Here is a 15,128-nt window from a genome sequence, read left to right on the forward strand (position 1 = left end):
TCAGGAGGAGCCGAAATGCTCTTCCACCGTACGGTTCATCGTTTCGATAAATGCTTCGGCCGCCCTCGAGAGGTAGCGGCCTTTGCGGCTTGCGACGACGAGCGTTCTCGTCGGTTTCGGGACCGCGAAATCCAAGTAGGCCGGCGAGAGATCGCCGGCAGCTTCCCGTTTGAGCATTCTCGGCACGAACGTGATGCCCATCCCGGCGGCCACGAGCGACTGCACGGTTTCGATGTTGGTGCTCTCGAAGACGATCCGGGGCTCGAAGCCGGCTTCTTCGCACGTTTCCAGGACGATCTGGCGAAAGCCTTGTCCTTTCTTGAGCACGATGAACGGCTCGGAACGCAGCTCCGCCACGCTGACGGGCTTCGTGCGTTTTGCGAGCGGATGGCCGGGAGGCACGGCGAGCATGATTTCTTCTTCGATAATCGGGAGCCATTCGAGAGAAGGCTCATGCAACGGCAGCGCGAGCAGGCTGAGGTCGGTCTGGCCGCTGGCGGTCAGCTGCTCCAGCTTCGATGGCGTGTCTTCGACCAGCAGGACTTCGATTTCGGGGTAGAGCCGGCCGAATATCGGAAGCACGATGGGGAGGACGTGGGAGCCCGTGATGGACAGGCTGCCGACGACGAGCTTGCCCTTGCGCATATGCGCGAGATCGTCCAGCTCCTGCTTCAATTGTTCGACGTTGTCGAGGATGCCCTCGGCTTTCTCGACGAATACGGCGCCGGCATGCGTTAATTCGACGGAATTGGTCGTGCGTCTGAACAGCAGGACGCCGATTTCTTTTTCCAGTTTGGATAGCTGCTGGCTGAGCGAGGGCTGCGCGATATGCAGTTTCTCGGCGGCGCGGGAGAAGTTTTTCTCTTTGGCGATTTGGATGACGTACTGCAGCTGGCGGAGTTCCAAGGATATGCACTTCCCTTCGCGGGGGATTTAAGCTAGGATCATCATAGGCCATACCTATTGCTGTTATAGATATTATATCTTGGATCAATGAAGAAAGAAATGCTATGATGACTGCATTGGATCAATAGCATGCGCAAACGAACTTATGAGGTGATAATTATGACGAAGAGAACGATGTTTGAGAAGATTTGGGATAACCACGTCATTAATGCCGAAGCCGGAAAACCGAGCATCATTTATATCGACCTGCAGCTCGTGCACGAGGTCACTTCGCCGCAAGCGTTCGAAGGCCTTCGCATGACGGGCCGCAAAGTCCGCCGTCCCGATCTGACGTTCGCGACGATGGATCACAACGTGCCGACGAAAGACCGCTACAACATCAGCGATCCGATCTCCAAGCAGCAGATCGACACGCTGACGCAAAACTGCAACGATTTCGGCGTCAAGCTGTTCGATCTTGACAGCATCGACCAAGGCGTCGTTCACGTTATGGGGCCCGAGCTCGGCTTGACGCACCCGGGCAAGACGATCGTTTGCGGCGACAGCCATACGTCCACGCACGGCGCGTTCGGCGCGCTGGCGTTCGGCATCGGCACCTCCGAGGTGGAGCACGTGCTTGCGACGCAATGCTTGCAGCAGTCCAAAGCGAAGACGATGGAAGTTCGCTTCAACGGCAAGCGCAAGCCCGGCGTAACGGCGAAAGACATGATTCTCGGCGTCATCGCCCAATACGGCACCGATTTCGGTACCGGCTACGTCATGGAATTCACGGGCGAAGCGATCAGCAGCCTGTCGATGGAAGAGCGCATGACGGTCTGCAACATGTCGATCGAAGCAGGCGCCCGCGCCGGTCTGATCGCGCCCGACGAAACGACGTTCAACTACCTGCGCGGCCGCGAATACGCGCCGCAAGGCGAAGCGTTCGACCGCGCGGTTGCCGTCTGGCAAGAACTCGCGACGGATGAAGGCGCGACGTTCGACAAAGTCGTCGAATTCGACGTGGATTCCTTGATCCCGCAGGTTACCTGGGGAACGAGCCCCGGCATGGGCACGGACATCACGAAGAGCGTGCCGGTACCGGCCGAGCTTCCTACGGAGAACGAGCGCAAAGCCGCCGAGAAGGCGCTTGAATACATGGGTCTTGAGCCTGGCACGCCGATGAACGAGATCGAGATCGATTACGTCTTTATCGGTTCCTGCACGAACGGCCGGATCGAAGACTTGCGCGCGGCAGCCGAGATCGCCAAAGGCTACAAAGTGAGCGACCGCGTAACGGCGATCGTCGTGCCGGGTTCCGGACGCGTGAAGATCCAAGCCGAGAAGGAAGGCCTGGATCAAGTATTCACCGAAGCGGGCTTCGAATGGCGCGATGCCGGATGCTCGATGTGCCTCGCGATGAATCCGGACGTGCTCGAGCCGGGACAACGCTGCGCGTCGACGTCCAACCGTAACTTCGAAGGCCGTCAAGGCCGCGGCGGACGTACGCATCTGGTTTCCCCCGCGATGGCAGCGGCTGCCGCGATCATGGGCAAATTCACGGACGTGCGCGACTGGAAAATCAAGTCCGAAGTGCTGAACTAACAGGAAGAAGAGAGAGGAGTCAACCAACATGGATGCTTTCAAACAACTGACCGGTCTCGTAGCTCCGGTAGACCGCGTTAACGTAGATACGGACGCGATCATTCCGAAACAATTTCTGAAGCGGATCGAGCGCAGCGGCTTCGGCCAATTCCTGTTCTTCGAATGGCGCTGGGACGAGAAGGGCAACGTCATCGATTCGTTCAGCCTGAACCAACCCCGCTACCAAGGCGCGGAAGTACTGATTTCCCGCGCGAACTTCGGCTGCGGTTCTTCCCGCGAGCATGCGCCATGGGCGATCCTGGATTACGGCTTCAAAGTCATCATCGCGCCTTCGTACGCGGATATCTTCTACAATAACTGCTTCAAGAACGGCATACTGCCGATCAAGCTGAGCGAGGAGCAGGTCGAAGAGCTGTTCCAGCGCACGGCGAGCACGGAAGGCTACAAGCTGACGGTCGATCTGGAAAACAAAACGATTTCCGACAATGCCGGCCTCAGCATTCCGTTCGATCTCGACGAGCATCGCCGCCAATTCCTGCTGCTCGGACTGGACGATATCGGACTGACGCTTCAGCACGAAGACAAAATCTCCGCCTACGAAGCAAGCCGCGTTGCATTCTAAAAAAGCTGTAAGCATCGGGCTGTCGGGAAAAATCCGGCAGCCTTTCTGCATGCCAAAAAATTAATGTTCATTCCATGATTAGACTGTTGTATAATCGTTTGATGAAGGTAGCTTTGCCACTAAACCATAGAGACAGAGAATCAGGATTGGAGAAACCGACCTTGCAACAAGAGAAAACGAACAATCGCTGGAGGCTCGTGCTGCTGTTAGGCGCCTTTTCGGCCCTGGGACCGCTCACGATCGATATGTATTTGCCGTCCTTTCCCGAAATCACGGCGGATTTCGGAACGCGCGCGTCGCTGGTGCAGTTAAGCCTGACCGCTTGCTTGATCGGCCTCGGATTGGGGCAGATCATCATGGGCCCGCTGAGCGACGTGCATGGCAGACGCAAGCCCGTCATCCTTTCGTTGATGCTTTATTTGGTCGCCTCGTTCGTCTGCGCGATCTCGCCGAATATTTATTGCTTCATCGCGGCGCGTTTTATTCAAGGCTTCGCCGCCTCCGCGGGAATCGTCATTTCCCGGGCCGTCGTTCGCGATCTGTACAGCGGGCCGGAGCTGACCCGCTTCTTCTCGCTGCTGATGCTGGTCAACAATCTGTTTCCGCTCATCGCGCCGGTAGCGGGGAGCGGCGTGATTTCGTTTACGACGTGGGTTGGGGTATTCGTCGTATTGGGTACGGTCGGGATCGTGCTTGTTCTGCTCGCGACCGCCGGTCTGAAAGAAACGCTTCCGCCGGAAAATCGCATGGCCAGCAATTTCAGCCAGCTGTTCAAAGGAGTGCAGACGCTGCTCCGCGACCGTAAGTTCCTCGGATACGCGCTGGCGCAAGGCATCATGATCGGCGGCGTCTTCGCGTACGTGTCCGGCACGCCGTTCATTTACCAGAAGATATACGGCGTATCGCCGACGGTGTTTGCGTTATTGTTCGGCTCGAACGGCATCAGCCTGATCATCGGTTCCCAGCTGGTGGGGCGTTTGAACCATGTCGTGTCGGAGCGTCGGTTCCTGGTGATCGGTCTATTATTGTCCGCCGCGGCCAGCCTGACGGCACTGACGGTCATCTTGCTGCACGGCCCGCTTCTCGCGCTCGTCGCGCCATTATTCTGCTTCGTCGCCTCGATCGGGATCACGTCCACCGCTTCGTTCTCGCTCGCTATGGAATCCCAAAGCCATATGGCGGGAAGCGCGTCGGCCTTGCTCGGTCTGCTGCCTTTTCTGCTTGGCGCGATCACGTCGCCGCTCGTCGGCATCGCCGGCGAGTATTCGGCCGTGCCCATGGGCGTGATCATTCTGTCGACCAGCGTGTTGGCGCTGCTGGCTTACTTCGGGCTGGCGCAGTCCCCGCGGCGTGTTAAACTGAACATGCGCGAGGAACTGGGGTCGTAATTCACAAGGAAGCGTATCGTCTTCCGCCGATTTGAACGGATCATGGATACCTCGCCGCAAGTTGGGCGATGTCAAGATCCATATCTGCAAATTCGAGTGGAGCGTTGCAGCAACAGAAAAAGAGCCATGGCAGATTGCCATGGCTCTTTGATGTTCGTTTATCGCTTTATTATTGCAGGCTGGGAAGCGTTATGCTATGATGAATACTCTCTTTGTCAACCTTTTTAAAATTAACCGAAGTAAACCCATCTTATTACTTAAATCTTACCACAGTAACGCAAGTGTTGTCAAATGTTCTTTTGTTCTCCCATCGATGCCGAAAAGGAGCGTGTTCACGAGAATGATGAGCAAAATGGAATGGAAGCAAGAGGCAGAGCGTCTGGATCTGATCAAGACGAAGCTGAAACAAAGACTCGCCGGGCTGGATCCGCAGGAAGCCGGACTGCACGAACAGGTGAACGAGATTCGCAGGCGGTTCTGGGAGGAAGTGACGGTCAACGCGAACACGGCCGAGGATTTCGAAGAAACCTTCTATACGATCAGACAGCAGGAAGCGGTATTGGTCGAACGGGAGCGAAGCCACGGACTTTTGATGCAGCAGTGGAAGAACATGAACCGTCTTCTCCCGTCCCCGTACTTCGGCCGGATCGATTTTCAAGAGACGGGCACGGATCTTCGCGAGCAGGTGTATATCGGGGTGTCGTCCTTCGTCGATGAAGACGGCATGAATTTCCTCGTGTACGATTGGCGCACGCCTATAGCGAGCCTGTATTACGATTATTCGCCGGGAGACGTTTCCTTTGCCGCGCCAGGCGGAGACATCGCAGGCGCGATGACGCTCAAGCGGCAATATCAAATTCGCGGCGGGGAGCTCCAGCATGTGTTCGATTCGAATGTGACGATCGGCGATGAATTGCTGCAGCAGGTGCTTGGCAAAGGGGCGGATACCCAAATGAAAAGCATCGTGTCCACGATTCAGAGGGATCAAAACGCCATCATTCGAAATGACGTCGCCCGTATGGTTATCGTCCAAGGCGCGGCGGGAAGCGGGAAAACTTCGGCCGCCATGCAGCGGATAGCCTATTTGCTGTACAAACACCGCCAGACGCTCAAGGCCGACCAATTCGTGCTGTTCTCGCCGAATCCGATATTCGGCAGCTACGTTGCGACGGTGCTGCCCGAGCTCGGGGAAGAGAACATGCAGCAAACCACCTTCCAGGAATATCTTGCTTATTGGCTCGATTCCACGTTCACGCTCGAGGATCCGTTCGACCAGATCGAATATGTTTTGACCCGGGAATCCGAGCCCGGATACGAAGCAAGGCTAAGCGCAATCGCGTATAAGGCATCGGAAGATTTTCTCCGCGCGCTTCAAAACTATGCGACATGGCTCGGTCGGGAAGGAATGCGGTTCGCCGCCATCCGGTTCGAGGATCGCGAGCTGATCTCCGCGGAGCGGATGCATGCGCAGTTCTACGGCTATGATTCGAGCATTCGCCTGACCAATCGCGTCGTGCTTCTGCAGGAATGGCTGCTCGGCGAATTGACGGCGCTCGAGGACAAGGAGCGCGACGCGCAGTGGGTGCAGGATGAAATGAACTACCTCGATCGCGAGCAATACGAGCGCGCTCACGAGGAACTGCTCAAAAACTATCGGAGAGAGGAAGGCATTTTCGATTTTGCCGAGCAATACGTGAGAGCCCTCGATACGCTGAACAAGAAGGTAAGGCGGGCGGAGGAGGCATTCGATATTGCCGAGCAGGAGGAAGAGCTGCTGCGCCGGATGATCGTGGAGGAGCGATTCAAGCCGATCAGGCGAAGCATCAAGCGATTGAAGTTCGTGGACGCACGCGGTTTGTACGCGCAATTGTTCGCGAACGAAAGCTCGTACCGCGAAATGACCGGCGAACCTCAGATGCCTGCGCATTGGCCGGAGATCTGCAAACGAACGAGGGCGAAGCTTGACAGGCAGGAATTGGACTATGAGGACGCGACCCCGTTCCTGCTGCTGAAGGAACTCGTCGAAGGCGTCCGCACGAATACGGAGGTCCGGCATCTGGTCATCGACGAAGGTCAGGATTATTCGGTCTTCCAATATGCTTACCTCAAGAAGCTGTTTCCGAGAGCCCGAATGACGGTGCTCGGCGATTTCGGTCAAGCGATCTTCACGCAGGCGACGAATCTGAGCGATGCGAATTCGCCGCTTGTCCGCCTCTACGGCGAAGACGAGACATGCAGCTATCGCTTGGTCCGCAGTTATCGCTCGACCCGCGAGATCGTGGAATTCACGATGGCGCTGCTGCCGGACGGCGGGGAGATCATCCCTTTCGAGCGAAACGGACGAAAACCGCTCATCGTCAGGACGACCGGCGAAGAGGAACGGACGAGGCGAATCGCGGCGGATATCTCGGCGCTTCAGTCCGAGGGCTTCGGCTCCATCGCCGTCATCGCGAAGACCGCGGCCGGCAGCCGGGGCGCGTACGAGGCTTTGAAGGCTCGCGGATGCGAGTCATTGCGGCTGATCACGAAGGAATCGGTCGCGTTCGAATCGGGCGTCATGGTCATTCCCGCTTATCTCGCCAAGGGCGTCGAGTTCGACGCGGTGTTGATCTACGATGCTTCCGCGCAAGCTTATTCTCGCGAAGGAGAGCGCAAGCTTTTTTATACGGCCTGCACGCGCGCCATGCACCGGCTTTGCCTTTACGCGGATGCGGATTGGACGCCATTTATTCGGTCCATGGACCCGAACTTGTATCTGGAGGAGAAATTCGGTTGAAGTTCTTCGCGACCCCGGCATTCGCGCCGGGGTTTCTTTTCATTTTTTTAGCTACATTTTTCCTATAAACGCAACTTTTTCTGACAAGCAGCGTCTAATTAACGTCTGTAAGCATCGTCTTGTACGAGCTGCTTCAAGGCGAAAAAACAGTCATTGAGGTGAAAGATGAAGAAGTTTGTAACCGCTGTTTTGCTAATGTCGTTTCTCATCACTTTGTTCCCGGGTCTTGTGGGAGCAGCGGAAGCACCCAAGCTTTATCTGAATGGCAAACAACTGTCAAGCAGCGCGGATCCGAAGATCGTCGGCTCGTCGACACTCGTGCCGATCCGTACCGTGACGGAAGGACTCGGCTACGACGTCGACTGGACTTCTCCGAACGTAACGATATCCAACGGGGAAACCATCGTCGTGCTGACGATCGGAAGCAAGAAAGCCGTGGTCAACGATCGGGAAGTCGGCCTTGAGGCGCCGGCGGCGATTACGAACGGCGTAACGTTCGTTCCGCTCCGATTCGTAGGCGAGCAGTTCGGTTTAGACGTGTATTGGGACGCAGAAACCCGCGCTGTACATATGTACTCGAAGCTCGTGGATAATCCGCCGCCAGCAGGCGGTTCGGGAGATGGCGGCACGTCCGCTCCCGGCGACGGAAGCGACGGTTCGGACACGGGAAGCCCGGATCCCGGAAACGGGGGCGGCACGACCATCCCTTCCACCGACGAGACGGCGCTTCTGAAGTCCATTACGTACGACGGCCTCGGCAGCATCTATTTGCCGTACGAAGGCGATTTCGGAGATGCCACGACGCAAGTGCTCCACGATCCGGAGCGCATCGTGGTCGATTTGCCGGCAATGAACTTCGATCCTTATTTCACGCCGGGCTTTATCCCGGCCGGCAACGGCGCCAAAACCGGCGAAATCGTGATCGATTCCCATCCGACGCTCAGCAAAGTCCGGTACTCTTATTATTCGGACGAGCCGTCGACGGTTCGGGTCGTGCTGGATTTGGCTGCCCCGACAAATTACAAGGTCACCGATGAAGACCACGTCGTCCGCATCGACGTGCTGGAGCAGACCGGACCGATCGTGGATCCGCCTCCGGCAACGGATCCGGGCACGACGCCGAACGACGGCTTGTTCAAAGTCGTGCTGGACGCGGGTCACGGCGGCAAGGATCCTGGCGCGAGCAGCGTCAACGGCCGCAAGGAGAAGGAATATAACCTGGCCATCACGCTGAAGGTAAAAGCGCTTCTGGACAAAGAACCGAAGATCAAACCGTATTTGACCCGCTCGGACGATACGTTCGTCGAGCTGGCCGATCGGGCGAAATACGCCAACAACCTGCCTGCGGATTTATTTATTTCCTTCCACGCGAATATGGCGACGACTGCAACCGCCAGCGGATCCGAAACGTATTACTGGCGTTCGGACAGCCTGGCTTTCGCGAAGGTGATGCATAAGCATCTCGTAGCGGGAACCGGCTTGAACGACCGCGGCGTCAGAACGGGCAATTATCACGTCATCCGGGAAACGACGATGCCGGCGATATTGCTCGAGGCTGGCTACCTTTCCAATAGCGGCGACAGCGCCGTGCTGTACAACAGCGCGAAGCAGGACAAAATCGCGCAGGAAATCGTGGCGGGAATCAAAGAATACTTGAGGATCAGCTAGGAGGATGCAGATGAAGCGTCAGATGACGAAAACGGTTATGCTGGTTTCCGTTGCGGCTGCATTGGTCGTTTCTTTAAGCGCCTGCGGAGCGAAAAAGCAGCCTGCCGAGAACGCGGGGGCGAACAATCAGAACCAATCGGTATCCGAAAACGGCAACGGAAGTACTGACGCGTCGACGAATGCTGGTAATGCGGGGAACGCGAATAACGCCAATAACGCGGGAAACGCCGGCAGCACCGGGTCCGCGGGCAACGCGGGAGGCGCGGCCGATTCGGGCAACGCGTCGGATCCTGCGACGACAGCGCCGGAGAAGACGAAAGCGTCGATTTCCGTCTATTACACCGATGATCAAATGATCGACCTGCATGCGCAAAAAGCGGAAATCGAATACGCCGACGCGAGCGAGAAGCTGTCCGCGACGTTCGCGGCGCTGCAGAAGGACGGCGACAAGGGCGAGGGTTCGTTATGGAAGAACGCCGAGCTTCTCAGCGCCAAGCAGGACGGGGACGCGGTGACGATCGACGTTCATCTGCCCGACGACGCGAGACTGGGCGCGCCCGGAGAACAGCTTGCGATAGCCGCGATCACGCAGACGTATTTTCAATTCGACGGCGTGGCATCCCTCGACATTCTCGTGGACGGCGAAGCGGTCGAGAGCTTAATGGGCCATGAAGATTTGGAACATCCAATCAAAAAACAATAGAAGGGGAGCTCGCAGACATGCCGCAGCAAAAAAAATGGGTTAAACTCGTCTCGTCGTTCATGGTATTTTCATTGCTTGCAGGTTTCGCCGCGGTCGAGGCCGATTCGGTCCACGCGGACGCGGTCGCGGTGACGACGACGAAATTCAGCGACGTGCCGGCAGGACACTGGGCCGAGAAGCACATCGCCAAACTAGCGAGCCAAGGCATCATCAAAGGCACGAACGGCGCATTCAAACCGAACGACAATATTACGCAGCAGGAAGCCGTCGCGCTCGCGATCCGGTTCATCGGCAAGGAAAGCGAAGTCAAGACGGACGATGCGATCGTATTTCCCGAGAACTTCGACGTCAGCACTTATTTCAAACCTTATATCATTCTGGCTTTCGAAGACGGCCTGCTCGACCGCGACGAAGAATTCAAGCTCGCCGACGCGGATCCGGACACGGCATGGGGCACCAAGAAAGCTTCCCGCGAATGGATCACGAAGCTGATCGTGAAAACGATCGGCAAGCAGCAGACGGCGGAGGGAATGACGAAGGCTCCGATCTCGTTCAAGGACGGCAATCAAGTCGGAGCGGCTTACGCCGGCTACGTGAACGCGGCGGTGTCCCTGCAGCTCATCAAGGGCGTGACCGTGGACAAATTCGACCCGAAAGGCAATATTACCCGCGCGGCGATCGCGACGATGCTGAGCCGGGCGGAAACGCAATATCCGGTCGCGTACAGCGGCCAATTCACTGCCATTCTCACGGGTAAAGACAGCGCGTCGCTGAAGCTCTTCCAGGACGGCAAAGATACGTCCGTCGATCTGAGCGCGGATACATACGCGTACCGCTTCGATTCCGAGAAAGCGGCAACGCTCGATCAGCTGACGCCGAACACGAAAGTGCTCGTCGTCGCGAGCGGCAGCAAAGCGCTGTACGTCGAGCAGCTCGACGACGAGCAGCAGGTGGAGAAAATAACGGGCACCGTGGATCGCGTGCTTCCGAACGACAGCAAGCTGTGGGTTTGGGTGGGCGACGAGCCGGTGGCCGTCAACTATTCCAGCGCTACGACGGTAACGGACGGAAGCGGCAAAGTCATTCCCGTAACCGGCTTGGCCGCCGACAGCAAGGTTGAAATCGCGCGCGATACCTACCGTTCCAAACCGCTCGCGGTATCGATCACGGTTCAATCGGCCCCGGTCAACACGAGCGCGCAGGGCACGGTCAAAGCCGTTCAAACGACGCCCGCGACCCTCACGGTCGATAACGCCGGAGGATCATCGTCCATGTTCAACGTTTCCCCGCAGGTCGACGTCATTTGGCAGGGACAGATCTTGGACGGCGGATTGGCCCAAATCCGCGTCGGCGACAATATTTCTTACGAAGTAAAGGATTCCGTCGTGACCAAGATCACGATTTTGCAAACTTCTTCCAAACAAGTGCGGGGCGAGTTTTACTCCGCGAGCAGCGACGGCAACACGATCCAATACATGACGGTCGGCACGTCGCAGCAGGCGCTTGAAGCGAAATTCGTATCGGGCACGGTGGACGTCTCGATCGACGGCTTGACGGGCACGACGGTTTCGGATCTGGTCAAGGGCGACGTGCTCGACCTCACGCTGAACGACAAGGACCAAGTCGTCGCGATCAAAGTCGTCAACCGTCAAGTGAAAGTGCTGCCCGGCGCGACGATCGTCAGCTACGATAACGACATCAAGGCGTTGACGGTCAAGGACGCGAGCAATAATCTGGTCTCCGTTTATTTGAGCGATAAGACGAAGCTGGACATGAACGGCTCGTCGCTCCTGCTGAACGCGGTCTCTACCTTCCTGGTAAAAGGCAAGAAGATTACGCTCGGCTACACGGAGAGCAAAGCGGTATTCGTGCAATTCGTATACAAATATAGCGGAACCGTGACGGCGATCAATACGAATACGAGCCAAATCACGCTGCAGCAAAGCACCGGTTATCCGGTAACCGTACCGCTGGACACGCCGTATTACGTTGAAATCGCCGGCAAGACGTCGGCTACCCTCAGCGACGTGAAGGTAGGCGATACGGTCACCGCGGTGCTTAACGCCAATCAAGATAAAGTCACGACCTTGCAAGTGCAAACCGTCAAACCGGTTGACGTGTACTCGGTCGATCTGGTCGGAAAAAAAATCAAATTCAAGGCCGCCGACGGCACGTTCTACGATTATGCCGCCGCGTCGCTCGGGCTGACGAACGAGAAGGGCGATACGCTGGCTTTAAGCAGCATCGCGGCGGGACAAGCCGGTAATTTGTACTTTACCGGGCAGACCGCGTCTTCGTTTAAAGTACTGAACGTGACGGTCGGCCGCGTCGCCTCCGTCGCGACGGACAAGGTGACGGTCACGGATTATAACGGCAACGCGGTAATCGTGCCGCTGAGCGCGAATTATTCCGTCGTGAAAAACGGCGTGGCGGGAAGCTCCGCGTCCGTGCTGGCCGCAGGCGATCGCGTCATCGTCAAGCTTGACGAGAAGGACCGTTTGCTCATTACGGTCAACGGCGGCACGGCGAAGACATTCTGGAAATACGATGCCGCCTCGCATGTGCTGTCGGTGAAGAAAACCAGCCTGAGCGAGCTCAATACGTACTCCGTGACGACGGCGACGAAAATCACGCAGAACGGCGCTTCGATCGCGATCAGCCAATTGGCGGACGGCGATTCGATCGTGCTGTACTTCTACCGCGATACGTTAGTCGAGATTGCGAAAGCGTAGCATAGACGGTAGGCAAAATTTGTCCCGGCGTTCGCCGGGACAAATTTTTTTTTTCAATTCTGTGAAAAAGAAGGCGGAAATGCCTATTTCATGCCCTTTGGCGGTTGATAAATGCGACAATTTTCGCTACACTTTGAAACGATGGTTCTATTAGGAGTTGAGTGCTAGATGAAGGCAAAAGAGAAAATGACCCATGTGCTGGCGGTAATCGGCGACATGTTTCCTGATGCACATTGCGAGCTCAATCACAGCAACCCTTTTGAGCTGACCATTGCCGTATTGCTCTCAGCGCAATGCACCGACGAGACCGTCAACAAAGTCACGGCGGATCTATTTCAGAAATACCGAACGCCAGCGGATTATTTGGCCGTCCCTCTGGATGAGCTGGAAAATGATATAAAGCGGATCGGGCTCTATCGCAACAAGGCAAAATTCATCCAGAATCTGAGCCGCATCCTGATCGACGAATACGACGGGGAAGTGCCGAGGGAGCATGAAGCGCTGACGAAGCTGCCTGGCGTCGGCCGCAAGACCGCGAACGTCGTCGTGTCCAACGCGTTCGGCGTTCCGGCCATCGCGGTCGACACGCATGTCGAGCGGGTATCCAAGCGGCTCGGCTTCGCCAAGGCGGACGACGGCGTGCTGGAAGTCGAGAAGAAGCTGATGAAGCTGGTGCCGCGCGAGCTGTGGACGGAGACCCATCACCGGCTGATCTTCTTCGGACGCTACCACTGCAAAGCGCAGAACCCTAAGTGTCCCGTGTGTCCGCTGCTGGATTGTTGCAAAGAAGGTCAACAACGTATGAAACCGGCGCTAAACCGAAAGGCTATGAATTGAAAGCTATACCACCATTTAAACGAGAAGGATGATTGAACTATGAAATGCATTTCCGTGTACACGAAAGATTTTGCGTTGTTTTCCGATATTTACGAGCAAATCATGGAGGCGCCGCCGGCCGAGAACGAAGAAATCATCCTTGAAGGCGTGACGGTCAGCGGAGCAGGGGACGTGCCCGATCAATATATTGAACGTATGCGGCTGAAGCCGGAGTGCGTCGTCATGAAGGAAAAAGAACGCAACGTGACGATTCTGCAGCATGGCGAAGTATTCGAGATCTGCATGCCTGCGGTTCAATTGGTGTAATCAGCCGTTCGCGGAATGGGATCGGCAAGAACGGAGCGTAACAGGGAGAGAGAGACATGAGCCATACGATTGAGAAAAACGCGCAAGCCATGGAGAACGCGCTCGCGGAAATGGCGCCGATCATGGCTGCGGCCGGAGACGAAGGCGATGCGAAACGGCTGCTGGAGCTGCTGTCCAAATTGGACAACGGCCAGCTGACCGTGGCGTTCTGCGGCCACTTCTCCGCGGGGAAATCAACGCTGGTGAACCGGTTGTGCGGGACGGAGCTGCTGCCGTCGAGTCCGATTCCGACGAGCGCGAACGTCGTCAGCATCCGGAACGGGGAAGCGAAAGCGACCATCGGGAAGCTGGTCGACGGCAAGGAAGAGATTCGGGAAGTTCCGATTCAAGACGTTAACGAGTACTGCAAAGACGGCGAAACGGTGATTTCCGTTTCCTTGTCTTACCCAATCCCCCGGCTCGGCGGCCATACGGTGCTGCTGGACACGCCGGGCATCGACTCGACGGACGACGCGCACCGGATGGCGACCGAATCGGCGCTTCATTTGGCGGACGTCGTTTTTTACGTCATGGACTATAACCACGTCCAATCGGAGATCAATTTCACGTTCGCGAAGCAGCTGAAGGAATGGGGCAAGCCGCTGTACCTGATCGTGAACCAGATCGACAAGCATCGCGAAAGCGAGCTTTCGTTCGAAGCATACCGGCAAAGCGTAGACGAAGCGTTCGGCAACTGGCATTTGGAGCCGAGCGGCATCGTCTATTTGTCGTTGCGCGAGCCGAATCATCCGCATTCGGAATGGGCGTCGCTCATGGCCTTATTCGAATCGCTGGCGGAGCTCCGCGGGCCGCTGGCGGTCTGCAGCGTGGATGCTTCGGCCCGGTACGTGATTCGCATGCACGGCAAAGCGATGGAGGCCGCGACGGAAGACGAGCGCGAACGCTTGCTCGCGCAAGCCGGCGGCGAAGCCGAGGCGGAGCGGGTACGCGAGGAAATCTTCTCGCTGGAGGAGCGTCTGCGGCTCGGCGAAGCCGAAGTGAACGGACTTCGCACGCGTCTGCGCCTCGACGTGCAGGCGCTGCTCGACAATGCCAACATCACGCCGGCGGCCACGCGCGATCTGGCGCAGACGTTCCTGGAAAGCCGAAAACCCGGCTTCAAGGCCGGTCTGCTCTTCGCCGGCGCGAAAACGGCGGCCGAGCAGGAACGGCGCCTGCAGGCGTTCTATCATGATTTCCATGCCCTCGTCCAAGCGGGCATCGAATGGCATTTGCTCGATTTGCTGCGCAAAGCGGCGGACGGCATCGGTTGGCGGGGCGAGTCGCTCGAACGCGAATTGTCGCCGTTCGTGAACGGACTTTGGGACGCCGATCTGCTGGTGTCGCACGTGAATGCCGGCGCGTCCTTCGGCAACGCGTACACGATGACGTACTGCCGCGAGGTCGCCGAGGCGGTGAAAGGTCTGTACCGCAAGCGCGCGCTGGCCTGGATCGACGCGCTCGGGGACCGGGCCGCGGCGGCGGGCGAAGCTGCCGCGGCGCCGCTGCGCGCGCGGCTCGGCGAGCTTGCGGCGCAGGCCGGCGCGCTCGCGGCGTTGGCCGCGCTGGC

At 57.3% G+C, this 15,128-nt stretch carries 11 protein-coding genes; 10 read left to right on the forward strand and 1 reads right to left on the reverse strand.

Annotated elements, in window-relative coordinates; all coding sequences use genetic code 11:
* On the reverse strand, nucleotides 1-906 hold the full coding sequence (locus tag GT019_RS21545) for a LysR family transcriptional regulator (protein WP_161745254.1): 906 nt from the start codon (nucleotides 904-906) through the stop codon (nucleotides 1-3).
* 159 nt (nucleotides 907-1,065) lie between these two features.
* Between GT019_RS21545 and leuC the strand changes: the two genes are divergently transcribed.
* The 10 genes from leuC to GT019_RS21595 form a co-directional block, all read left to right on the forward strand.
* Nucleotides 1,066-2,487, forward strand: coding sequence for a 3-isopropylmalate dehydratase large subunit (leuC, locus tag GT019_RS21550; RefSeq protein ID WP_161745255.1), 1,422 nt, complete (start codon nucleotides 1,066-1,068; stop codon nucleotides 2,485-2,487).
* 28 nt (nucleotides 2,488-2,515) lie between these two features.
* Entirely contained in the window at nucleotides 2,516-3,109 is a 594-nt protein-coding gene (leuD, locus tag GT019_RS21555; protein ID WP_161745256.1) for a 3-isopropylmalate dehydratase small subunit, read from the forward strand.
* Nucleotides 3,110-3,270: 161 nt separating this feature from the next.
* Nucleotides 3,271-4,497: a multidrug effflux MFS transporter gene (locus GT019_RS21560; protein WP_235948852.1), complete on the forward strand. Its 1,227-nt coding sequence runs from the start codon at nucleotides 3,271-3,273 to the stop codon at nucleotides 4,495-4,497.
* 343 nt (nucleotides 4,498-4,840) lie between these two features.
* The gene (gene helD, locus GT019_RS21565) at nucleotides 4,841-7,273 is read left to right on the forward strand and encodes an RNA polymerase recycling motor HelD (RefSeq protein ID WP_161745298.1); all 2,433 of its coding nucleotides are present in this window, start codon (nucleotides 4,841-4,843) and stop codon (nucleotides 7,271-7,273) included.
* A 165-nt stretch (nucleotides 7,274-7,438) separates the two neighbouring features.
* Nucleotides 7,439-8,941: an N-acetylmuramoyl-L-alanine amidase gene (locus GT019_RS21570; RefSeq protein ID WP_161745258.1), complete on the forward strand. Its 1,503-nt coding sequence runs from the start codon at nucleotides 7,439-7,441 to the stop codon at nucleotides 8,939-8,941.
* 10 nt (nucleotides 8,942-8,951) lie between these two features.
* A complete protein-coding gene (locus tag GT019_RS21575) occupies nucleotides 8,952-9,644 on the forward strand; it encodes a GerMN domain-containing protein (protein ID WP_161745260.1) in 693 nt (230 codons plus the stop codon).
* A gap of 17 nt (nucleotides 9,645-9,661) precedes the next feature.
* Nucleotides 9,662-12,376: an S-layer homology domain-containing protein gene (locus tag GT019_RS21580; protein WP_161745262.1), complete on the forward strand. Its 2,715-nt coding sequence runs from the start codon at nucleotides 9,662-9,664 to the stop codon at nucleotides 12,374-12,376.
* Nucleotides 12,377-12,544: 168 nt separating this feature from the next.
* On the forward strand, nucleotides 12,545-13,213 hold the full coding sequence (gene nth / locus GT019_RS21585) for an endonuclease III (protein WP_201755493.1): 669 nt from the start codon (nucleotides 12,545-12,547) through the stop codon (nucleotides 13,211-13,213).
* Nucleotides 13,214-13,252: 39 nt separating this feature from the next.
* Entirely contained in the window at nucleotides 13,253-13,519 is a 267-nt protein-coding gene (locus GT019_RS21590; RefSeq protein WP_161745264.1) for an NAD/NADP transhydrogenase alpha subunit, read from the forward strand.
* A 56-nt stretch (nucleotides 13,520-13,575) separates the two neighbouring features.
* A partial coding sequence (locus GT019_RS21595) for a dynamin family protein (protein ID WP_201755494.1) occupies nucleotides 13,576-15,128 on the forward strand: 1,553 nt, incomplete at its 3' end.

The sequence above is a fragment of the Paenibacillus glycinis genome, assembly GCF_009909185.1.
Classification (GTDB): domain Bacteria; phylum Bacillota; class Bacilli; order Paenibacillales; family Paenibacillaceae; genus Paenibacillus_Z; species Paenibacillus_Z glycinis.